Source organism: Bacillus norwichensis, from assembly GCF_014836955.1.
GTDB classification, from domain to species: domain Bacteria; phylum Bacillota; class Bacilli; order Bacillales; family Bacillaceae_C; genus Siminovitchia; species Siminovitchia norwichensis.
On sequence record NZ_JACSPV010000002.1, the window covers coordinates 122,891 to 145,504 of the forward strand.

The 22,614-nt window shown below is 40.8% G+C and carries 22 protein-coding genes; 16 read left to right on the forward strand and 6 right to left on the reverse strand.

What is annotated here, in order from left to right:
- Positions 1 to 265: 265 nt before the first annotated feature.
- Entirely contained in the window at positions 266 to 2,860 is a 2,595-nt protein-coding gene (gene clpB, locus H9631_RS01980; protein WP_191809575.1) for an ATP-dependent chaperone ClpB, read from the forward strand.
- A gap of 27 nt (positions 2,861 to 2,887) precedes the next feature.
- Here clpB and H9631_RS01985 read toward each other — a convergent pair whose 3' ends face one another.
- Positions 2,888 to 3,070 (reverse strand): YjzD family protein, encoded by a 183-nt coding sequence (locus tag H9631_RS01985; protein WP_318246758.1) that lies wholly within the window; start codon positions 3,068 to 3,070, stop codon positions 2,888 to 2,890.
- Between the two features lie 186 nt (positions 3,071 to 3,256).
- Here H9631_RS01985 and H9631_RS01990 point away from each other — a divergent pair, with 186 nt between their 5' ends.
- The 6 genes from H9631_RS01990 (at position 3,257) to H9631_RS02015 (ending at position 8,470) form a co-directional block, all read left to right on the forward strand.
- Positions 3,257 to 3,868 (forward strand): hypothetical protein, encoded by a 612-nt coding sequence (locus H9631_RS01990; RefSeq protein WP_191809576.1) that lies wholly within the window; start codon positions 3,257 to 3,259, stop codon positions 3,866 to 3,868.
- A gap of 106 nt (positions 3,869 to 3,974) precedes the next feature.
- Complete coding sequence (locus H9631_RS01995; protein WP_191809577.1) at positions 3,975 to 4,907, forward strand: beta-ketoacyl-ACP synthase III; 933 nt, start codon at positions 3,975 to 3,977, stop codon at positions 4,905 to 4,907.
- 228 nt (positions 4,908 to 5,135) lie between these two features.
- Positions 5,136 to 6,383 carry a beta-ketoacyl-ACP synthase II gene (gene fabF / locus H9631_RS02000; protein WP_191809578.1) on the forward strand — a complete coding sequence of 416 codons (1,248 nt, stop codon included), beginning with the start codon at positions 5,136 to 5,138 and terminating at the stop codon, positions 6,381 to 6,383.
- An 82-nt stretch (positions 6,384 to 6,465) separates the two neighbouring features.
- A complete protein-coding gene (locus H9631_RS02005; RefSeq protein WP_191809579.1) occupies positions 6,466 to 7,266 on the forward strand; it encodes a DUF2268 domain-containing protein in 801 nt (266 codons plus the stop codon).
- Positions 7,267 to 7,421: 155 nt separating this feature from the next.
- On the forward strand, positions 7,422 to 7,631 hold the full coding sequence (locus H9631_RS02010; RefSeq protein ID WP_191809580.1) for a hypothetical protein: 210 nt from the start codon (positions 7,422 to 7,424) through the stop codon (positions 7,629 to 7,631).
- Between the two features lie 89 nt (positions 7,632 to 7,720).
- Positions 7,721 to 8,470, forward strand: a complete 750-nt coding sequence (locus H9631_RS02015; RefSeq protein ID WP_191809581.1) for a YjbA family protein — start codon at positions 7,721 to 7,723, stop codon at positions 8,468 to 8,470.
- Between the two features lie 626 nt (positions 8,471 to 9,096).
- Here the strand turns inward: H9631_RS02015 and trpS are convergent.
- Positions 9,097 to 10,083, reverse strand: coding sequence for a tryptophan--tRNA ligase (trpS, locus tag H9631_RS02020; RefSeq protein ID WP_191809582.1), 987 nt, complete (start codon positions 10,081 to 10,083; stop codon positions 9,097 to 9,099).
- A 507-nt stretch (positions 10,084 to 10,590) separates the two neighbouring features.
- Here trpS and H9631_RS02025 point away from each other — a divergent pair.
- The 6 genes from H9631_RS02025 (at position 10,591) to H9631_RS02050 (ending at position 16,884) form a co-directional block, all read left to right on the forward strand.
- Positions 10,591 to 11,796, forward strand: a complete 1,206-nt coding sequence (locus tag H9631_RS02025; protein ID WP_225220795.1) for a putative glycoside hydrolase — start codon at positions 10,591 to 10,593, stop codon at positions 11,794 to 11,796.
- Positions 11,797 to 12,104: 308 nt separating this feature from the next.
- Positions 12,105 to 12,500 carry a transcriptional regulator SpxA gene (spxA, locus tag H9631_RS02030; RefSeq protein ID WP_018705420.1) on the forward strand — a complete coding sequence of 132 codons (396 nt, stop codon included), beginning with the start codon at positions 12,105 to 12,107 and terminating at the stop codon, positions 12,498 to 12,500.
- A gap of 363 nt (positions 12,501 to 12,863) precedes the next feature.
- A complete protein-coding gene (mecA, locus tag H9631_RS02035; RefSeq protein ID WP_191809583.1) occupies positions 12,864 to 13,523 on the forward strand; it encodes an adaptor protein MecA in 660 nt (219 codons plus the stop codon).
- 77 nt (positions 13,524 to 13,600) lie between these two features.
- Complete coding sequence (locus tag H9631_RS02040; protein ID WP_191809584.1) at positions 13,601 to 14,806, forward strand: competence protein CoiA; 1,206 nt, start codon at positions 13,601 to 13,603, stop codon at positions 14,804 to 14,806.
- Between the two features lie 100 nt (positions 14,807 to 14,906).
- Positions 14,907 to 16,727, forward strand: coding sequence for an oligoendopeptidase F (pepF, locus tag H9631_RS02045; protein ID WP_191809585.1), 1,821 nt, complete (start codon positions 14,907 to 14,909; stop codon positions 16,725 to 16,727).
- Positions 16,720 to 16,884 (forward strand): hypothetical protein, encoded by a 165-nt coding sequence (locus H9631_RS02050; RefSeq protein WP_191809586.1) that lies wholly within the window; start codon positions 16,720 to 16,722, stop codon positions 16,882 to 16,884. Before pepF ends, H9631_RS02050 begins: the two co-directional genes overlap by 8 nt.
- A 393-nt stretch (positions 16,885 to 17,277) precedes the next feature.
- Here the strand turns inward: H9631_RS02050 and H9631_RS02055 are convergent, their stop codons facing one another.
- From H9631_RS02055 to H9631_RS02070, 4 genes are all read right to left on the reverse strand, one after another.
- The gene (locus H9631_RS02055; protein ID WP_191809587.1) at positions 17,278 to 18,084 is read right to left on the reverse strand and encodes a ClpXP adapter SpxH family protein; all 807 of its coding nucleotides are present in this window, start codon (positions 18,082 to 18,084) and stop codon (positions 17,278 to 17,280) included.
- Positions 18,084 to 18,485: a globin domain-containing protein gene (locus tag H9631_RS02060; protein WP_191809588.1), complete on the reverse strand. Its 402-nt coding sequence runs from the start codon at positions 18,483 to 18,485 to the stop codon at positions 18,084 to 18,086. The genes H9631_RS02055 and H9631_RS02060 overlap by 1 nt, the downstream gene beginning before the upstream one ends.
- 266 nt (positions 18,486 to 18,751) lie before the next feature.
- Positions 18,752 to 19,417 (reverse strand): lytic transglycosylase domain-containing protein, encoded by a 666-nt coding sequence (locus H9631_RS22250; RefSeq protein ID WP_225220796.1) that lies wholly within the window; start codon positions 19,415 to 19,417, stop codon positions 18,752 to 18,754.
- Positions 19,414 to 20,001: a CYTH domain-containing protein gene (locus H9631_RS02070; protein WP_191809589.1), complete on the reverse strand. Its 588-nt coding sequence runs from the start codon at positions 19,999 to 20,001 to the stop codon at positions 19,414 to 19,416. The genes H9631_RS22250 and H9631_RS02070 overlap by 4 nt, the downstream gene beginning before the upstream one ends.
- Before the next feature lie 161 nt (positions 20,002 to 20,162).
- Between H9631_RS02070 and H9631_RS02075 the strand changes: the two genes are divergently transcribed.
- The 3 genes from H9631_RS02075 to H9631_RS02085 are packed head-to-tail and all read left to right on the forward strand — an operon-like array spanning position 20,163 to position 22,548.
- The gene (locus H9631_RS02075) at positions 20,163 to 20,813 is read left to right on the forward strand and encodes a GTP pyrophosphokinase (RefSeq protein ID WP_120116458.1); all 651 of its coding nucleotides are present in this window, start codon (positions 20,163 to 20,165) and stop codon (positions 20,811 to 20,813) included.
- Positions 20,814 to 20,831: 18 nt separating this feature from the next.
- Positions 20,832 to 21,632, forward strand: coding sequence for an NAD kinase (locus H9631_RS02080; protein WP_191809656.1), 801 nt, complete (start codon positions 20,832 to 20,834; stop codon positions 21,630 to 21,632).
- Between the two features lie 4 nt (positions 21,633 to 21,636).
- Positions 21,637 to 22,548 carry an RluA family pseudouridine synthase gene (locus H9631_RS02085; RefSeq protein ID WP_191809590.1) on the forward strand — a complete coding sequence of 304 codons (912 nt, stop codon included), beginning with the start codon at positions 21,637 to 21,639 and terminating at the stop codon, positions 22,546 to 22,548.
- Positions 22,549 to 22,614 lie beyond the last annotated feature (66 nt).

The window sequence follows — 22,614 nt, forward strand, 5'->3', positions numbered from 1 at the left end:
GAAGTGAAAATTTTTCTAATTTATGCCTAGCTTCGGGGAAGTCCGAGTGCAAAGGCGCAGAGTTTCCGGCCCTGCTGATATACAGGAAGCTCTTGATGGGAAACGGCAGATGTCTCGATCCGAGTTAATCGACTCCCGCTTAGGACTTTTAAGTCGTTCAAGTTGGATCAACTCACATGAATGTTTATCCTGCCCTGCTCTCGCTAAGGCTGCACGCCTTGCATCTGGATAATAGATGATCAATCCTTTAAAAAGGAGGAAGAATATGGATCTTAGCGGTATGACGATGACTGTACAGGAGGCTTTTGCAGAAGCACAGCAAATTGCCAAAAGACTGGAACATCCGGAGCTGGATATTCCACATCTTTGGAAGGCTCTTATAGACAGGAACGACAGTCTACTTTCGACAATTTATGAACGCCTCGGATTAATGAAAGGGCAAATACAGCTTGAACTCGATAAAATATTGGACCGGAAACCACAGGTGACAGGACAAGGGGTGCAGGGCGGACAATATTTGAGCAATCTTTTATCAACACTTATTAGCAAGGCTGAAGAAGAAATGAAGGGGTTTGAAGACCAATACTTATCTGTTGAGCATTTCGTCATTGCGTTGATGGATATGCCCCATAATGAAATTGTGCAGTTTCTTTCCCAGTTTGGCATCACGAAAGAGAATATTTTGGGAGAAGTAAAAGAAATCAGAGGGGGACAACGAGTGGAATCACAAAATCCAGAAGCAACATATGAAGTTTTAAAAAAATACGGCCGGGATCTAGTGGAGGAAGTGAAGTCCGGAAAACTTGATCCAGTCATCGGGCGAGATCAGGAAATAAGAAATGTCATTAGGATTCTGTCACGCAAAACTAAAAATAACCCCGTCCTGATCGGGGAGCCGGGCGTTGGGAAGACGGCCATTGTTGAGGGGCTTGCTCAACGAATCGTAAGAAAAGATGTCCCGGAGGGGCTGAGGGACAAAACAATATACGCACTGGATATGGGATCGCTAATCGCTGGAGCTAAATTCAGGGGGGAATTCGAAGAACGTCTGAAAGCAGTATTGCAGGAAGTAAAAAAGAGTGAAGGCAAGATTTTACTGTTTATTGATGAAATTCATACAATTGTAGGTGCTGGAAAAGCGGAAGGTTCGATGGATGCAGGAAATATGCTGAAGCCCATGCTTGCAAGAGGAGAGCTCCACTGCATTGGAGCGACAACTTTGGATGAATATCGATTGTATATAGAAAAAGATGCTGCATTAGAGAGACGTTTTCAAAAGGTGCTTGTTCCGGAACCCACCCTGGAAGATACGATCTCCATTTTACGTGGATTGAAGGAAAGATTTGAAATTCACCATGGGGTCAATATTCATGACAGAGCACTTGTAGCAGCAGCAACTTTATCGGACCGTTACATAACGGATCGTTTTTTACCGGATAAAGCGATTGATGTTATTGATGAAGCCTGCGCCAATATACGTGTGGAGATTGACTCCATGCCAAGTGATCTGGATGAAATTACAAGAAGGGTCATGCAGCTTGAAATCGAAGAGGCGGCCTTGAGGAAAGAGGAAGACGAAGCAAGCAAAGAACGGCTTGAACTGCTGCAAAAGGATCTCGCTGACCTAAAGGAAAAGGCAAATGAAATGAAAGCGAAATGGGAAAAAGAAAAAAGTGAAATTTCCAGCATTCAAGAAAAGCGGGAGCAGTTGGAGAAACTTCGCAGGGAACTGGAAAAAGCGGAGAACGAATATGATTTGAATCGTGCTGCCGAGCTTCGTCATGGGCGTATCCCGGCTTTAGAAAAAGAGCTGAAGCAAGTAGAAGGACAAGAGCGAAATGAGTCACGCCTTGTAAAAGAAGAAGTGACAGAAGATGAAGTAGCAGCTATTATTTCCAGATGGACAGGTATTCCCATTACAAAGCTTGTTGAAGGTGAGCGGGAAAAACTGCTCAGGCTTGAAAGTATATTGCATGAACGCGTTATAGGACAGGACGAGGCAGTGGAGCTTGTGAGTAATGCCGTGTTGCGGGCAAGGGCAGGAATCAAAGATCCAAACCGCCCAATTGGATCTTTCATATTTCTTGGCCCCACCGGTGTTGGAAAAACTGAATTGGCAAAAGCATTGGCGGAAACACTGTTTGATAGTGAAGAGCAGATGATTCGCATCGACATGTCCGAATATATGGAGAAACATGCAGTATCCCGCCTGATTGGAGCGCCGCCAGGCTATGTAGGGTATGAGGAAGGCGGACAACTGACAGAAGCTGTCAGAAGGAAGCCATATTCAGTTGTTCTGCTCGATGAAATTGAAAAAGCGCATCCGGAAGTGTTCAATATTTTACTGCAAGTGCTTGATGATGGCCGAATTACTGATTCTCAAGGGAGAAGGATTGACTTTAGAAATACGGTTATTATCATGACTTCCAATATTGGGTCGGCATTCCTGTTGGAACGGGAGCATAATGGAGACCAAATAGATGAGAAAACGAAGGATCTTGTTCTTGGACAGCTGAGGGCTTCTTTTCGTCCAGAATTCCTTAACCGAGTGGATGATATTATTTTGTTCAAACCACTAAGTATGGAGAACATCAAAGGAATTGTTACCAAGCTCGTGATAGAACTCCAGGAGCGATTGCGCGATCAGCATATCCAACTCGAGATGACGGAGGAGGCAAAAGCATTTATCGCTCGCGAAGCCTATGACCCGGTATACGGAGCCCGGCCTTTAAAACGGTATTTGCAAAGCAAAATTGAAACAGGCCTGGCTAAGGAGATTATTTCCGGCCAAGTCCATCCCTTCGACACGGTCATTGTCGATCTTCAGGGGGATGAACTGAAAATAAGCGTTGAAAAATAAAAATAACTCGCCGGCACGGCGAGTTATTTATTGTTCTTCTGTTGGTTGGGCAGGTATCAATGCAGAGATGATAAAAATCAAAATAACTGCGAAGACGCCCAAAGTTGTTGCAGTTCCAAAATCATAGCTTGATCCAATCATGGAGCCCGCGACATACATTAGCATGTTTACAAGTAGAAGTGTCCAGAAAATCATCATTATAAATCTCAACTATGTTCCCTCCATTCCAGAGCTTCTCTATGTATTTCACTTAATCAATATTATTTTCCACCACGTAAGTATATCATAAATGAGCCCGGCGTTACAATCATCCATAGTTAAATAAAGAGAAAAGAGGTCAGTCCCCTATAAATGTGCATACGATAATTTAAGAATGTGCAAAAAGGGGTTGCTGCAATGAAAACCGCTGTATTATTCGGAGCCCGCCAGTCCTTCGGTTTTGAATTATGTTCTGTGCTCCTTGAAAAAGGCTATGAAGTATTCGCAATTGACCACCAAGATTGGATAACGGATCAGCAGGAAGAAAACTGGCTGCTTATTGGAAGAAATGCAAATGTAAGATACAGGGAATTGAGCAATGAAAAGGAGTTCATACATCAAACTTTAATGGAAGAAGAATGCCTTTATATTATACCAACTATAGATTATTTCAACCGTTGCAACACAAATGTTAGAGAGCAGCTGCTTGCACAGTTGCAAGGGTTTTTAGAACATAAAAACATCAAAGAATGCCTGTTGCTGATTCATCCGCATGCTACTGAGAGGAAGCAATCTTCATTCGCTGGGAAGCTAGTTACGCTTATTGAATTATTAAAACAAATGCATCATGTCCAGGAGTTCTGTCTTTCCGATATTCTCTGTGAAGAAAAAACATCGGCACCGGAAAATGAAACATGGGACAACACAGGAGAAAACATGGTAGCTCTTGATAAGGGCTATATTTCCAACGCTACAAAGAAGGTACTTCGTTATATGGAACAGAAAAAATTGCTAGAGAACGACAGTTGAAATAGTGGTGACAGGTTTATGAACAAATGGTATAATTAGTACCAAGTCTTAATAGAAGATAATAAATTTGGGTTTTCATAAGGAACGGAAAGAAGGGACATTTTCTATGAATGCAGGAATAATTGGAGTCGGAAAGTACATACCCGAACGGGTGTTAACCAATCAAGAACTGGAAACAATGGTGGATACTTCCGATGAATGGATTAGGACACGAACCGGCATTGAAGAAAGAAGAATTGCATCGGATGATGTGAATACATCTGATATGGCTTATGAAGCTGCAAAAAAAGCCCTGAAAAATGCGGAAGTTGGTCCGGAAGATATCGATATGATCTTAGTTGCGACAGTAACACCTGACCATCCATTCCCTTCTGTTGCGTGTATGCTTCAGGCGAGACTTGGCTGTGTCAATGCTTCAGCAATGGATGTCAGTGCTGCGTGTGCTGGATTCATGTATGCGGTGGCGACAGCAAAACAATTCATTGAGGCTGGCTCAAGTAAAAATATTTTAGTTGTCGGCGTGGAGAAGCTTTCCAAAGTCACCGACTGGAATGATAGAAATACAGCTGTCCTTTTTGGTGACGGAGCGGGTGCGGTTGTCATGGGACCTGTTTCTGACGGACGCGGAGTCTTGGCGTTTGACCTCGGGGCTGATGGGACAGGCGGAAAGTATCTTTATCAGGAAAAATATATTATGATGAATGGTAGGGAAGTTTTCAAGTTTGCGGTAAGGCAAATGGGAGAGTCATCTGTTAAAGTATTGGAGAAAGCAGGTCTTACAAAAAATGATGTAGATCTGTTAATTCCCCATCAGGCAAATATCAGGATTATGGAAGCGGCTAGACAAAGACTGGAATTGCCAGAGGAGAAAATGTCCAAAAAAATTCATAAATATGGAAACACATCTTCCGCATCTATTCCAATGGTTATTGCCGACGAAGTGGAAGCTGGAAAAATAAAAGATGACGATTTAATCGTGCTGGTCGGATTTGGCGGTGGGCTCACATGGGGAGCTATTGCTATAAGATGGGGCCGTTAAGGAAAGCGGAAGAGTCCACGAGCGGTGCATAGACTGGAGTCCTTTATATTAAGGGAATAAGGTGGCAGCACCCACGAGGGTTCATGACCGATACTTGTCATTTAAAACTTGCAATTGTACTTCCTGTCCATCAAAATTGGACAAAATAAAAAAGCTTAACTTAATCTGAAAATGGATGCTTTACTTTTTTAAGCAAGTAATATCTTCTTAAGAGGGGCAGAAAAGGAGATGAACAAATTGAACAGAAGAGTTGTCGTTACAGGTTTGGGAACTGTCTCTCCTGTAGGAAACGATGTAGAAACTTCATGGAATAATATTTTGGCTGGAAAATCGGGAATTGGTCCTCTTACAAGGCTAAATCCTGAAAATTATTCAGCTAAAGTGGCAGCAGAAGTAAAGGATTTTGAAATTGAAAGCATTATTGAAAGAAAAGAAGCGCGTAAAATGGACCGCTTTACTCATTATGCACTTGCTTCTGCCTTGATGGCAGTAAAAGACGCGCAATTGGACATCAATGAGAGCAATGCAGATCGAATCGGTGTCTGGATTGGATCTGGGATTGGCGGGATGGAAACTCTCGAAAATCAGTTTGAGATTTTTCAAAAGAGAGGCTATCGTCGGGTCAGTCCATTCTTCGTTCCAATGATGATTCCTGACATGGCTACTGGGCAGGTCTCTATCTATCTTGGAGCCAAAGGAGTCAACTCTTGTACAGTAACAGCATGTGCTACAGGTACAAACTCCATTGGGGATGCTTTTAAAGTCATTCAACGCGGAGATGCGGATGCTATGATTGCTGGGGGAGCAGAAGCGCCTATAACACAAATGGCGGTTGCGGGTTTTTGCGCGAATACAGCTCTTTCCACAAATCCTGACCCTAGTACTGCAAGCAGGCCGTTTGATTTAAACAGGGACGGCTTTGTAATTGGAGAAGGTGCGGGAGTCCTCGTTCTTGAGGAGCTTGAACACGCATTGAACCGCGGGGCAAACATATATGCAGAGATTGTTGGATATGGTTCTACCGGCGATGCCTATCATATCACTGCTCCGGCTCCAGGCGGCGAAGGCGGTGTACGGGCTATGAAAATTGCGTTAAAAGATGCAGGACTCGCTCCTGAAGACATCGATTATATTAACGCTCATGGTACAAGCACACCATATAATGACAAATATGAAACTGCCGCTGTTAAAGAAGTATTCGGTGATTATGCAAAACAGGTTGCGATTAGTTCAACCAAGTCAATGACGGGCCATCTTCTTGGCGCCGCAGGAGGGGTTGAAGCAATTTTCTCTGCCCTTGCTATAAGAGACGGAATTCTTCCTCCTACAATCAATTATGAAACACCTGATCCTGATTGTGATCTTGATTATGTACCAAATGAAGCAAGGAAAAAAGAGATTAATGCAGTAATTAGCAACTCACTCGGATTTGGCGGACATAATGCCACTATTGCGTTAAAAAAATATAATGCGTAAAAAAAACAGCTCCTGCTTTGGAGCTGTTTTTTTACGCACTTTTTCTTGTTTCACCCGTAGGATATGAAGGGAGGGATGCAAAATGGGGATAATCCGGACTGACACTTGGTTAGAGGAACACTTCTCCAATCCGATGGAGCTATGTAAGCTGGCTTCACCGGATGTCGATAACCATGCCCAATATTATCAATATTTAAGACGATTCGGGATGTATCAGCCTTCAAGAACAACACATGATATGTTCAGCAAGCTCAAAGAATTGAAGGCATGGGAGCACATGAAGAAGTTCTATACAAAATATAAAAAAATCTGGAGGGCACCGGAAGTAGATGTTTATATTTTTCCGATTGAACCGACTCGGCAATTCATGCGGGACCTTAAAGGGCGATCAGGATTGACATTTCCACGGAAAATTTTCTTGTTCCTTTCACCTGTAGATGATGTGAAAATATGGGAATCATTGCTTGTACACGAATTTCATCATGCTGTGAGGATGAAGCGTTATAAAAAGGACCCGGAAGAATACACTTTGCTTGATTCACTCATGTTTGAAGGGCTTGCAGAACATGCCGTGCAAAAATATTGCGGAAAAGAATACACAGCTGAATGGCTAGGTTTTTATGAACAAGATCATCTCCAGCATTTCTGGAATAGAGTGTATAAGGATCATCTCCAGTTGAAAAAGAAACATCAGTTGCACGATGATCTTCTTTTTGGAAGAAGGGGCATTCCAAATATGATGGGATATGCTTTAGGAGGAGATATTGTAAAAGAATATGTTCGAAAACAGCCGTTGACTGTACAGGAATCGTTCAATATTTCATCAGACCGTATTCTAGAGAATAGTCATTATAATAGCGATATAGAGGAGGCTTCTGAATAAACGGAGGCCGCTTTCTTTTGCAATCCTCTCAAGACTTTAAAATATTTGATTCTGATACCTGAAACACGCACTTATAGACATGATTAGAGACCTTTTGAATATATATGGTGTAAGACAAGCTTTCGTTAATAAGTATGATTTTCCGGGGGACCGCCATGCTCTATAGAACAGCCGTTTATTTAATAGGATTTGGTCTATCCGTTGTCGGAGGAATCAATATTGTTGCCTACTTGAACCTCTTGTCGATGGGATACAGCTACTCATATTACTTTTTGTATATTGGCAGGCGTCCTGAGTGCTATTTAGCTATTGCCGGTCTTTTCTTGATCTGGCTTTCTGTATACGGGTTCAATCCCGAGGAATAACTGATTACCCGATGATGGATTCACAGGAATAAATTAACTGCAGCCTGCCCATACTGAAAAACAAATAGTTATGAAGTGAGGGGTTAAGGATGCTTTATCTTCATGATGTATGGGTCAATTGGTTTGAAGGGGAAGAAAATGGTTATAATGTTTGCCATTTTCATGAATGGAGAAGAGGGGAAGATGTCATAGAACTTCTCGATCAAGTTCCGTTATTGTACATTGAGCATCTCTTATTTGACATGATTGAAAACGATATGGCCGACATACCTCAAGAATTATTAAATGACATTTACCAAAAAGCTTATTTAAGAAAAAATCATGAGCGTATTGCGCTCGACTCATGCTTCGTTGTTACGGATGGACAAGGTATATTGGCGGTAGACACGATGGGATATTCGATTCCGCTCAGGAAAAGCAGGCTGATTCCCCGTCAGGAACAACTTGTATTTGAAATGATCGACGAGAACGAACCAACAAAATATAAGTTTAAAGAGGTAAGTAAAAAGAAGGAATATCATATTCTTTCACCTGATCCCATCCTGATGCGGGGGTTAACACGCAGGGAGCGCCATTTGAAACAGCTTCTGTTTATGGCTCTTGACCAGTTGTATAATTCTAAGAATACTGCGGAAGTCAGATACTGGTATACTGAATGGTGTCCACACCTTTATTCAGAGATTCAAACTATGGATTTTGAAATTGTGTGGAATAACCTCTACGAGGAGATGAAAGAAGGCTGGACGGAAAAACACCAATCGCTTTGTGAAAATATGGTGAAGGGGCAGCCTTTCTTTGAAAAGCTATGGGAAATGGAATATGATTCAAAGGTCAATTGATTGCATCTTTACAAAGGATCAGAGGAAGGAAATCAACGAGGTTTTCTTCATCTGGTCTTTTTGGATATAGGAAATATAAAATTCTATGCTTGTTATCAGATTATACTGTGCCAAGATCCTATTGACTAGCAGATCGCCTATCCTCCATCGGCTCCAAAGTCCAGAACGTACGGGTGCAGGAAGAGCGACAGAGCATCGCGTTTTTGCCTGTCGAAGTACACAGAAAGTCCTAGTGCTTGCGAAGCGACAGATGCCGACGAGTGCATTGGCTCGGGGGCATAAATCGAAACTACGCCTTTTTCACCGCACTCTCGTACTTCATGTTTCCTTTATCTTGTCGGAGTCACTATTGTCTAGTTACAGACAGAAGGAGATCGAGGTTGCTTCGGGCAATCTAATAAAGTCAACGAACGACTTCAATGGATTGCTCTCCGACGGGACAGGATCTCCTAGTGCCGCCAGCGGTCAAACGCCGTTTTCCACATTTTAGCTCAGTCTGTAAGTCAATGAACAGGCACTTGTGTTTTTGTTCCCATACTGAGAGCTGAAGCGAACTAAATTGTAGTCCGCAAAAATAGCTGTCATAGAAAAACTCTTCTCCATGACAGCTTTCTTCTGCTTATGGGTTATTTTTTACGGCCAAGCCCCATAGCATTTTCCATTTTTCTCACCATTTTACTTGCCTGCACATTTGCCTTTTCGGCACCTTCATCAAGGATATCATCGAGTTCCTTTGATTCAACCAGCTCGTAATACCTTTCCTGAATCGGAGATAAAGCATCGACCACAACCTTCGCCAAATCCCCTTTGAATTCTCCGTATCCTTTGCCTTCATATTGTGCTTCAAGCTCCTCAATCGTTTTCCCGCCCAAAATGGAATAAATGGAAAGAAGATTAGAAACTCCAGGTTTGTTCTCTATGTCAAATTTGATAATACCTTCAGAGTCTGTAACAGAGCTTTTTATTTTCTTCTCAATTTGTTTTGGCGTGTCAAGCAGCGTGATGAAAGCTTTCTGATTGGAGTCAGATTTGCTCATTTTCTTTGTCGGTTCCTGCAAGGACATGATTCTTGCTCCAACCTTAGGGATTCGTATATCCGGAATTGTAAAAATCTCTTTATATCTGCGGTTGAACCTTTCAGCTAGATCGCGTGTTAGCTCCAAATGCTGCTTTTGGTCCTCGCCAACGGGAACGAGATCAGCTTCATACAGCAGGATGTCGCCTGCCATCAAAGGCGGATAGGTTAACAATCCAGCTGAAACAGCTTCTTTCCCGATTGATTTGTCCTTGAACTGGGTCATTCTTTCCAGTTCACCAATATAAGAGATACATTGTAGCATCCAGCTTGCCTGTGCGTGAGCGGGTACTTCGGATTGAATAAATAAAGTAGCCTTCTGACGATCAAGCCCCGCCGCAACATAAAGGGCAGCCAAACCTCTAATGTTTTTTCTCAGTTGCGCAGGGTCCTGAGGGACTGTAATCGCATGCTGGTCTACTACGCAAAAATAGCATTCATAGTCATGCTGAAGTTCGATAAATTGTTTAATTGCTCCAACATAGTTGCCTAGTGTGATAACGCCGCTAGGCTGAATTCCAGAAAAAATCGTTTTCATATATAATCCTCCTCATCATACCAAAGCACAAACGCCCAATGATTATCCCGATTTTCAGGGAAACACTGAAGGGCGCAAAAGCGGTATACCTATAAATATGTATGTTTTTATTAAGAGCTCTCGTTTGGGGTATACGTGATAAAATCGTAGTACCCAGAGCTTTAAAAACAAAAAATAAATGTGTATGTACTTGCGAATATAAAAAATCCAGCCTGTTTTTCAAAAAGGAAAATGGTGATAGAGCAGTCAACTTAGTCTCTTTTTTGTTAACGTGATTCACGGAAAGCAGGCAAGCAAATCTCCGCAAACTCTAAACAGAATTTTAATCTATCTTAATAATTATAGCGGCTGGATACTTGACAATCAAGCCGGCGTGCTGTTTCATCTGACTTTAGAGCTAATCAAGCAGGAAAAAACAATCATTTCAATATCATGAAATTATTGCTAAAATAGTATTGTAATGAATGAATAATAGATTTGTGCTAGATAAAAGGAGCGTAGAATAACTTGAGATTTAGAAGGCTGATGGCCACAGCGGGAGTGGTCGGTGCGTTGGCGCTTACAGCTCACCCGGCAATGGCGCAGGGGGATAAGCAGATACACTCTAATTCGACAAGAACAAATGCAATCGCGATGAAAGCTCTTCCTCTTGATTCACCTCGTTTCGTGTACGATTCCGGTCTGACATTTGAATATCCGGATGCAGTCCGCGGGATTTACGTAACAGGAAATTCAGCAGGAGGGAACCGCTTTGATGAACTGTTGAAGTTAACGGAGTCAACGGACTTAAACGCAATGGTTATAGATATTAAAGATGACTGGGGCAATGTAACATTTGAAGGCGACAAAGATTCACCATACGCCAAGATTGGAAAGAGTTATATAAAGAACCCAAGAGCAATGCTTGAAAGAATGGAAGAGAAACAGGTTTATCCAATTGCGAGAATTGTTGTTTTTAAAGACTCCATTTTACCTAAGGAAAATCCAGAGCTTTCTTTCCAGGATGGAGGAAAAATATGGGTAAATGGACGGGGAGAAGCCTTTGTCAATCCATTTTTAAAAGAAGTGTGGGATTATAACATTGGAATTGCCATCGAGGCTGCAAAACTCGGATTTAAGGAAATCCAGTTTGACTATGTCAGATTCCCGGAAGGTTTTGAGAATCGGGATAGTCAGCTTAAATATGGAATGGGCGAGTATAAGGATATGAAAGAGGACAACGTGCAAAAACGTGTGCATGCTGTTACTGACTTTGTTACTTATGCGCGTGAAAAATTGAAGCCTTATGGCGTAAAGATTTCAGTGGATATATTCGGTTACACTGCTACTTTGCCGGAAGCTCCAGGAATTGGACAGAACTTCGGCAAAATTTCTGAGAATGTCGATGTGATTTCATCCATGATTTACCCAAGTCATTGGACATCCTATTTCGGTATAGACAAACCAGATTTGGAACCTTATAAACTTGTTCATGAATATGCAAAAGTGGAAAATGAAAAGCTATCAAAGTTGAAAAATCCACCGATTTCAAGGCCTTGGCTGCAAGACTTTACAGCTTCATATTTAGGAAGCGGAAATTATCGTGTATATGGCAAAACAGAAGTGGAGGAACAGATCAAAGCCCTTTACGATTCCGGAATTGAAGAATATTTGTTGTGGAATGCAGGCAACACCTATTCTCCTGGGGTGGACTATACTCCGGAAACCGAATAAAAGCAATGAAAGCATGAATGAAAAAATAATAACAGGTTATATTATATGAAGAAATCGTTCAAAAGAGGATGTTTCAAGTCGCCTTTTTAGGGGTAAAAATATGTTAAGGGTTAGTATAACAGAATGAAATCCATTAGGAATACAGTATATAAAAATTCCAAATAAGTCTATTCATTAAAGAGAAAATAGTGTATAATACATAGTATAAAGTGTTTCATAATACTAATTTTAATTTGGATGATTTTATTAAAACTGAGCAAAATCAACCCTTAATATATTTCAAAATAAAATGGGAGTGTGCTTAAAATATGGTCACATTATACACTTCACCGAGTTGTACTTCGTGTAGAAAAGCTAGAACGTGGTTAGAAGAGCAGAACATTCCATATACTGAACGCAATATCTTCTCTGAGCCATTGAGCCTTGAAGAAATCAAAGAGATATTACGGATGACTGAGGACGGTACAGATGAAATTATTTCAACACGTTCTAAAGTATTCCAAAAGCTCAATATCGATTTGGACTCTTTGCCGCTTCAACAATTGTTTGACATCATCCAAAAGAACCCAGGGTTGTTGCGCAGACCGATTATATTGGATGAAAAACGTCTTCAGGTTGGTTACAACGAAGATGAAATCAGACGTTTCTTACCGCGTAAAGTGAGAACTTATCAGCTGCGCGAAGCACAGAAAATGGTCAACTAAATGTAACGCATAATCATAACCTTCATGCTCTAATAAGCAGTGTGAAGGTTTTTTTTATAAGGATTGAATAAGTTTTCAAAAAAAGAGGTCGTTCTCTTTTTTGAAACGCTATTTCAGAATGGCAGTCGAATTTTCGGAAAAATCGCTTGATTTCTTATTGTTTATTGGTTAAGATAGGCGCAACATCGATTATTTCTATAGGCATTTGATGGTTTGTAAATTGGGAACAAAATTGTTTCCCTTTTATAACCGTTTATCATAAAATAAAGAGTACAAGGGGAAGACTAATTATTAATTTATTCCTTTGTCGGGATACATGTCCCTTCAACACCGCCACCCTACAAAAGAAGGGAGAGTAGTTTTATGGAGATTGAACGTATAAACGAAAATACAGTGAAATTTTACATTTCATATGTCGATATAGAAGAAAGAGGCTTTGATCGCGAGGAAATATGGTACAGCCGTGAAAAAAGCGAAGAGTTGTTCTGGGAAATGATGGATGAGATCCATCACGAAGAGGAATTTGTTCCTGAAGGACCATTATGGATCCAAGTCCAGGCATTGGACAAAGGGTTGGAAGTATTGGTTACAAAGGCACAATTGTCTAAAGATGGACAAAGGTTCGAACTGCCGATCCCAGATGAAAAATTGAAGGACTTGCCGATTGATGAAAGGATTGAAGAGTTTCTCGACCACCATCTGCAATTAAATCATTATGTGCGCTCTGATGATGATTTACTGGAATTCATCCTTATGTTTAATGACTTTGAAGATGTCTTGTCTCTCTCAAAGAGAGAGGGATTAGAAGAGGTCGAAACGAAACTGTTTGCGTATGAGAACAAATACTACTTATACGTAAAGTTTCATGATGAGGACTCTGATGAGGATCAAATTGAAGATGTTTTGAGCATCCTGCTTGAATATGGATATGAATCAGCATTCACCATTCATCGCCTTGAAGAATATGGCAAAAAAGTGATTGACGAGGATGTTTTCAATACATTAAATAAATATTTTGTTTAAAAAACCGATTCCGTGAAAATCGGTTTTTTATTTTGACTACTTTTAAAGGAGAAACAAACCATCCTGAAGAATACTTAATGAAGAAAGGAGTGCGTTATTTGTTAACTGCATTGACCAAGCAAGGAGAACTCTTCACTCTGTATGGTGAAACGAGGAAGGGAATTCTTCAACTGAGAAAGCAGCAATTCTATTGTCCGATCTGTACAGAACCCCTCATTTTAAAAGCCGGCCACGTACGAATCCCGCATTTTTCTCACCGTGATCATTCCGAATGCATCAACACAGCTTCAGAACCAGAAAGTCCGAGACATTTAAAGGGTAAACTGGATTTGTTCAAGTGGTGTAGATCCAATCAATTGTCCGCCCATCTCGAACGGTATCTCCCTGAAATTAGACAGCGTCCCGATTTGCTGATAGAAAAGTCCGGCAGACGTTTTGCTGTAGAATTTCAATGTACTCCAATTTCCGTTCAAAATGTTGAAAGAAGATCGCTTCAATACCTTTTATCAGACATCACCCCCATTTGGATTGTCGGTGGACAGCCCTTTCATAAAAGAAGAACAAGTGGGATGTTTGAACTGACTGAATATCTTTGGTCACTAACAAGGAGAAACAGCGGATATACCATACTTGTCGGTTATGAGCCGGAAACCGAGAAGGTATCTCTGCTGACGAATATTGTACCTTATACTTCTAGAAAAATTTCTGCTAAGCATTTTCAACAGCCAATTTCCGACGTGAAATGGCCCCTTCCTCTATCTGCAAAGCATCCCTATTTTCCATTTCAAAGCTGGTTAGGTGAAAAAAGGAATTGGATTCAACAAAAGGTTCGTTACGGGAACCTTGTGAAAGACCGCTTTTTAAGCGTGATTTATCAGGAGAAGTCTAATCCATTTGTACTGTCACCGCTTATCGGACTCCCTGTGAAGTACATGGAGAGCTTCGTTTCTCATCCGACCGAATGGCAGTTTTTTATTTGGGTGGACTGTTTAAAAAAATTAAGCCTTAATAAAAGAATCTCGCTTCACTATGTTTACTATAAGCTGCAAAAAAGAATATCCGAAGGTGACATTGTTTGCAGGGTGCTTCCGCTTCATGAGACCGCCTTGTGGGAGAAGGCTGTTCGAGATTATTTTCGAGTGCTTGAAGAACTGTTTTATTTTCAAAGGGCAGGGAAAGACTTATATAGAGTGATTCGGTCATTTCCTTGGCCATCGCATGTGGAGGAGGCGAAGAATGGAGAAAAGGCCGCATTAAAAGCCCTGATAAAAAATTATCGCTAAACAAAAGGTCTTTCCGTGTACTCGGCAGGACTTTTCCAATAAAATAGAGAATATGTTAATATGCAAAATTTGGAATAAGAAAGTGAACGGAGGATATGCTATGGCACAGGATACGAACGTAAAAACTCTTCCAAGCCGCTCAGAAGTAAAAGAAGAATTGACATGGCGTTTGGAGGATATTTTTCAAACAGATGAAGAATGGGAGAAAGAGTACTCCGCTATTCAGGAAGAGATTCCAGAAGGCGAACAATTTAAAGGGAAACTGGATGAAAGCGCAGAAACGCTTTACAGCGCATTGAAGTTTCAATCCAAACTGTCCCAGCGGATGGGAAAGCTGTATACATATGCACATATGCGTTATGACCAGGATACAGCCGATTCGCATTATCAAGCTTTTAATGCGCGGGCTGAATCACTCTATTCCAAACTTGCGAGTGTTTTTTCCTACATTGTTCCTGAAATATTGGCAATGGATGAGAACAGACTGAAACAGTTTTTAGAGGAGAATAAGGACCTGCAACTTTATCAAAAGGCCTTGGACGAGATCAATCTGAAGCGGGGACATGTATTGAGCTCTGAGCAGGAGGCGTTGCTTGCAGAAGCATCAGAGGTTTTGGGGGCATCGAGTACTACCTTTGGCATGCTGAACAACGCTGACCTTGTATTTCCAGTCATGAAGGATGAAGAAGGCAATGATGTCCAATTGTCACACGGAAACTATATTCAGTTTTTGGAAAGCCAGGACCGGGATGTTCGTGAACAAGCGTTTAAAAATGTCTATGACACGTATGGAAAATTCACCAATACTTTCGCCAGCACTTTAAGTGGCACAATTAAAAAGGATAATTTTTACGCGAAGGCTAGAAATTATGACTCTGCAAGGCAGGCTGCATTGTCGGCTAATAATATTCCTGAGAGCGTCTATGACAATCTCGTTTCCACGATTAATAAAAACCTGCACCTGCTTCACCGTTACATTGGTTTGAGAAAAAAGGTTATACAGGTTGATAAACTCCATATGTACGATCTTTATGTTCCGCTTGTAAAAGAGGTGGATATGAAGATTAAATATGAAGAAGCGAAAGATATTTTGCTGGAAGGGCTAAAGCCGTTAGGCGAAGATTATATCAATATTTTGAAAGAGGGATTTGAAAACCGTTGGGTGGATGTTGTAGAGAATAAAGGAAAAAGAAGCGGTGCTTATTCTTCCGGGACATACGGAACAAATCCATATATTTTAATGAATTGGCAGGATAATGTGAACAATTTATTCACCCTTGCCCATGAATTCGGTCATAGCGTTCATAGCTATTACACGCGAAAATCCCAACCGTATCCTTATGGAAACTATTCAATTTTTGTAGCGGAAGTGGCTTCAACCTGCAACGAAGCATTGCTGGGAGATTATTTGCAAAAAACAACCACTGATAAACAAAAACGCCTTTATTTAATCAATCATTATTTGGAAGGGTTCCGAGGTACGGTATTCCGTCAAACAATGTTTGCGGAATTTGAGCATTTGATCCACCAGAAAGCGCAAAATGGAGAAGCATTGACGTCAGATCTGCTGACAAATGAGTATTATGAATTGAATAAGAAGTATTTCGGTGAAGAAAATCTTCATATAGATAAAGAAATTGGCCTTGAATGGTCAAGGATTCCACATTTTTACTATAATTATTACGTTTACCAATATGCCACAGGCTTTAGTGCTGCAACTGCTCTAAGCCAACAAATCCTAGATGAAGGGGAAGAAGCAGTCAAACGTTACATTGGGTTCCTCCAAGCAGGAAGCTCTGACTATCCAATCGAGGTATTGAAAAAAGCTGGCGTTGACATGACTTCATCAGAACCAATTGAAGCAGCCTGCAAAGTCTTTGAAGAAAAGCTGAATGAAATGGAACAGCTGTTAAATGAATAATAAAAAGAGAGCCGGAAATCGTTTTCGGCTCTCTTTTACTGTAGAAAGAATGATTAATTTAATGAAAACCTTTAAATTTGTTCCAGCTGTTTACAAAGGAGAAAAAAATGAAAATGGAAAGAAAGAGCAGTGGAGCAGTAATATAAATGGGAATTAGCTGCATGAGACCCAGCATATTGAGATAAAAACTGATAATAAAAAACAGAACCATTAACCCGATCAGAGTTTTTCTCAATTTTGCAATCCCTCCATTTTGAATGCCTTGCTTCAATCTTTATGACAAAGAAAGGATAATATGAATCAGAAATGCGAAGGGGCCTTGTTTAGTGTAGAAAATTTTCGAGGGAGGCAGTATCCTAGCACCTCCAATTCAAAGGTCAACGCAGAAGGCTGACTCAGAACGTGACAAGCTGTCACTTCGTCTGCACTGGCAGACCCTATGTTTCGGCAGGCTCAATTCAGCGACGTCCTGCCGTAGCACATCCTGTGCGTCGCTCCATGAGATAATTAGTTTTGCTCACACAAAAAAAAGAAAGGCGTTTTTCGCCTTTCAACAGGACTGCAGACACTTCCAATAAGAGCCATATGCAGAATTGATTTTTTCAACTTTGCGTTGGAGCTGAAGCTTTTTCAACTTTCTTTCCATTTGCTGGTATGGTATATCATAGATGACTGAAAGATCGTGTGTTGAAATGATTGATTGCCCGGATAAATATTTTTCCAATGGTGGAATCTTTGTTGGATGGGCATATCCATCCATCATTTCTTTTAAAATTTGGACATAAATGGAATAAGAGTAACGTCCGGTAATTTTCAATCCTTCATCTTCTATATGTTCATTAAAAAACACCATTGCCGGCATCTCTGTTACATTCATTTCAGATGAAATCCTTATATCGCATTGAAATGCTCTTGCAGCGCTTGATGAATAGATGTCACGGATAAATTCCTTGCAATCCAAGCCAACACTTCTTGCACATTTTTCTAGTGTATTGATATCTGTAATATTGGCTTGTTCAGCAAAAAGCAATTCTTGTAGCCTTCTCAAAAAGCGGATGCCATTTCTTTTCCCCTGTAATTCTGCAGCTTTAATACTAATAGCTGCCAAATGTGGAACAACTGTGCCCTGCTCCATCATATTTGTTTTCTGCCTTCTGTTTCCGTTGTTCAGCACGGTCAAATCTCCACATAGCACATGTTTAAGTGTGAAATAATCACCATATTGAAGTTGCAGCTTTTTAATGATTGGATTCAGGAGCCAGCATTCTTCGCAAAAAGGATCTATAAATACATATATCTCGATTGGTTTATTTCGTATGTCTTTGAGCTTAAGAAAGCTTTGGGTTTTCCAATCCATCACGGCGCTTCACCCAGTGCTTCATCAGGTGTATTTACCATGTGATTGGCTGTAATGGCAAGTCTTGAATAAAAGAACTCCTGAAAAGAGGGTTCAAGCTCGACTTCATCCATTGCTTCACTCATGCACTTTAGCCATGCTTTCGCTCTGAGAGGAGTGATTTCATGGGGCAAGTGCCGTGCCCGCATCATGGGATGGCCATGCTCTTGTGTATACAGCGGCGGTCCCCCAAGAAATTGCGTCAAAAATTGTTTTTGTTTCCTTGCAACTTCTGTTAGATCTTCTGGGAATATGGGGATCAGGTCGGGATGTTTTCCTACCCTGCGATAAAAGGCATCTACAAGAGAGGAGAGCTTTTCTTCTCCAATTGCGTCATACGGCATCATACGCTTTTCAACCATATGAATCGCTCCTTTTTTAGAAAATAGTTAGAATACAAAAATATAAATGCAGGCAAAGTGAAATGAATTGCATCTGAGTCTGCCGATGCCCAAATGTGGCACTTATCTGGCCAGATACTTTGCGCTATTCTTAAATAGTATGTACATTGTATCAACGGCTTAAAAATAACACAAATAAATAGCATTTTGGGGGAAAAGAGGTATTGACACGTTGAAAAATCCCTGTTATACAAACAGGGATTCAAGAAAGATTGATATTCGTACATTTAGCTGAGATAAGTATCTGTTACTTTACGAACATAGTTTTGAGTTTCCTTGAATGGAGGGATGCCTCCGTATTTGTCTACATTACCGGGGCCTGCATTGTAAGCTGCAAGTGCTAGCTTTATGTTGCCTTGGTATTTATCTAACATACTCCGTAAATACTTTGTGCCAGCCATAACATTTTGCTCCGGATCCATAATATCGGTGACCCCGAGACCGCGAGCAGTAGCAGGCATCAACTGCATTAATCCGGAAGCCCCAGCTCCGCTTACGGCACGGCTATTAAAATTAGATTCATGTCGAATGATTGATTTGATTAATTTGGATGGCAGTTGATAGGTCTCAGCTGCCCGTTCTATAATTTTTTCAATCGAAGCTCCCGTTTTCATTACAGTCGGAGATGAAGTCTCTTGAATGTTAGGAGTACTTACTTTGTCTGTCAGATAGTGCTGTATGTAAGCTTGGTTGTTTTGAAAAACCTGTCCAAGGGCATTCAATGCGTTTTCGGTTTGTCCATTAAAAGAAATAGTGTTCTGTGATTGAACAAACTCCTGAAGAAGACTGGCAAATGATGAAGATGCAGGCGTACTTGAATTTGAAGGCTGCTCCGAGAAGTTTTGGAGCGAGTGCAATTCAAGCAATGCCTTGATTTGACCTAATGAATTCAATGATTCCCCTCCTTTTTTGCATGAAAAAATCTCTTGATTTTATTATCGGCATGAACCTTGGGAATGTTGAGTTCATTTAACAATTGAAGTAAATCATTTTCACCATCCGTTGACTGTTCATCCAACTCATATTCTATTTCAAAATCCTCTAAGCCAAAATAAATGCTGTGATCAAGCATCAACTGTCCCTTTTTAAAAGGAACCTGAGCCCGGCTAGTCTGAAGGACACCTTTGTATTCGAGAGATTCAGGATGGATATGTAAAAGCATGAGTTCATCCTTGACTTCACCAGCAGGGAACGCAGTTTCACTAATCAAGTCTTTTGCCTGTTCAGCGGAAATGGGTTGATTGATTTCAAGGACGCCAGCCTCTACTATTAATTTTAACGTTAGCTCAAATCGTCCGTTTTTCTCCCTGATTCTGAGGGCTGCTTTTTTTCTCCCGAGAGAGCCTTCTGATGTGTCAAAGTAATGGTTATCTTGTGTGAAAAAATCATGATCTTTAAGTTGGAAATGTTGATAAATTTTAATAAAGCTTTCTTTGTTTAGCATGTTTTTAAATTCAATTTCAATATTTCTGCCCAAAACTGTTCGTCCTTTCTGAAACGATATCTTCATTATCGCTTTTTTAAACAGATAGTTCAATGTATGAATGATCACTTTATGCTAAAATGAGGTCGTATATAAATTATGAAAAAAAGTATTGGTTAAACTTTGCGCCAGACGTCACAGGGGTGAGTAGTATCTTGAATCATTGGGATCAATTTTTAGCGCCATATAAGCAAGCAGTAGACGAATTGAAAGTAAAATTAAAAGGAATGAGGGGACAATTTGCAGAAGAACATGTCCACTCACCAATTGAATTTGTGACCGGACGGGTAAAACCGGTTGCAAGCATTTTGGTTAAAGCGAACCTAAAAAACATTCCACTGGATAAACTGGAGACTGAAATCCAGGATATTGCAGGGCTTAGAATGATGTGTCAGTTTGTCGACGATATCAAGACAGTCGTCGAGCTTCTTAGGAAAAGAAATGATTTTCGAATTGTTGAGGAGAGGAACTACATTTCTCATAAGAAGCCGAGCGGCTATCGTTCCTATCACGTGGTAATCGAGTATCCGGTTCAGACAATTCATGGGGAAAAGAAAATTCTTGTTGAGATCCAAATTCGGACACTAGCTATGAATTTCTGGGCTACAATCGAGCATTCACTCAACTATAAATATCAGGGGCAGATACCCGACGAAATTAAAGACAGGCTCCAAGCGGCTGCTGAAGCAGCTTTCAGGCTCGATGAGCAAATGTCACAAATCAAGGATGAAATACAAGAAGCACAGGTTTATTTTACAAAGAATAGGGAAGCGTATGAGCTTCCCGATGGGAATAATGACCGTTGAGGAGGAAGTGTGGACGTGATGAGGTTTTCGGTACTTTCAAAAGGCGATTCGACATCTAATTCGTTAATGCAAAGAATTATCACTTATTTACAGGATTTTGAACTAATTTATGACGAGGAAGAACCCGATATTGTGATCTCTGTAGGTGGAGATGGAACACTCCTCTATGCATTTCACCGCTACAGCTCGAGATTGGATAAAGTGGCTTTTGTCGGGGTTCACACCGGGCATCTAGGGTTTTATGCAGACTGGCTTCCAGATGAAATCGAAAAGCTTGTGATTGCCATTGCAAAAACACCTTATCAGGTCGTTGAGTACCCGCTTTTGGAAGTGATCATCCGTTACCGGCATGGTGGAAAAGAGACGAAATACCTTGGATTGAATGAATCGACTGTCAAAAGTACAGTCGGAACACTTGTCATGGATGTTGAAATCAGAGGGGAGCATTTTGAACGTTTTCGTGGAGACGGTCTTTGTGTATCTACTCCCTCGGGAAGTACAGCCTATAATAAAGCACTAGGCGGAGCTATTATCCATCCTGCAATTCATGCCATTCAATTAGCGGAAATGGCATCTATTAACAATCGGGTGTTTAGGACAGTCGGCTCACCGCTTATTTTGCCAGCACATCATACCTTGATGCTCAAACCTGTATACGTTCATGATTTCAATGTGACGATTGACCATCTTTCTGTAATGCACCGCGACGTAAAATCTATCCAATTTCGAGTTGCGGATGAAAAAGTACGATTCGCGCGCTTCAGGCCGTTTCCATTTTGGAAAAGGGTTCATGATTCGTTCATATCGGATGAAGGATAGGAAAATGTCTAATTATTTTATTGAGTGGGTCATATCAAAGGAAGATGCAGGAAAAGATATTAAGACTTTTCTATCAAAAGAGCATATTTCTAAGCGGGCTTTGACTGATATAAAATTTGCCGGTGGATATATAAGTGTCAATGGTAAAGAACAGAATGTGCGTTATTGTCTAAATGAAGGTGAAAAGCTGGAAATCGCGTTTCCTCCGGAGCCGGTCAATTCTCAACTTAAACAAGAACAGATTGAACTTGACATCCTTTATGAGGATCGGGATATTTTGGTCATCAATAAGCCGCCTTATATGAGCACCATCCCTTCGAGGGAACATCCCTCGGGAAGTGTGGCGAATGCTTTGGCCTATTATTATGAGCATCATGGAAGAATGAAATCTGCCGTTCATATAGCAACAAGACTTGATAGAAACACATCGGGGCTTTTGCTGGTGGCAAAACATCGACACGCTCATCATTTATTTGGTCTTCAGCAGGGGGAGTCGAACATTCATAGAGCCTATGAAGGGGTTGCGGCTGGAAGCTTTGAGAAACAAAATGCCGTCATCGACGCGCCTATCGGCAGGAAGCAGACAAGCATTATAGAAAGAGAAGTAAGGGCGGACGGGAAAAGAGCTGTAACGTTCTACGAAGTGAAGAAGCAATTAAAGGGGGCTGTTTATGTAAAACTTACATTGGAAACGGGCAGAACTCATCAAATTAGGGTTCATCTTTCTCATATAGGACATCCTCTCCTGGGGGATGAATTGTACGGCGGGCCGATGGAAAACATGAAAAGGCAAGCTTTGCATTGCAGTGAACTGGCCTTTTCGCATCCTTTGACAAAAAAAGAACTGATTTTTAACGCTCCTTTGCCGCAGGATATGCAATTGCTTATGGAGGAGCTTGACATTAAAAACATATAATTCTTTATGAAAATGAGCTTTGCGAATTTCAGGAAAAGAATAAGAGATACCCATGAAATGGATACT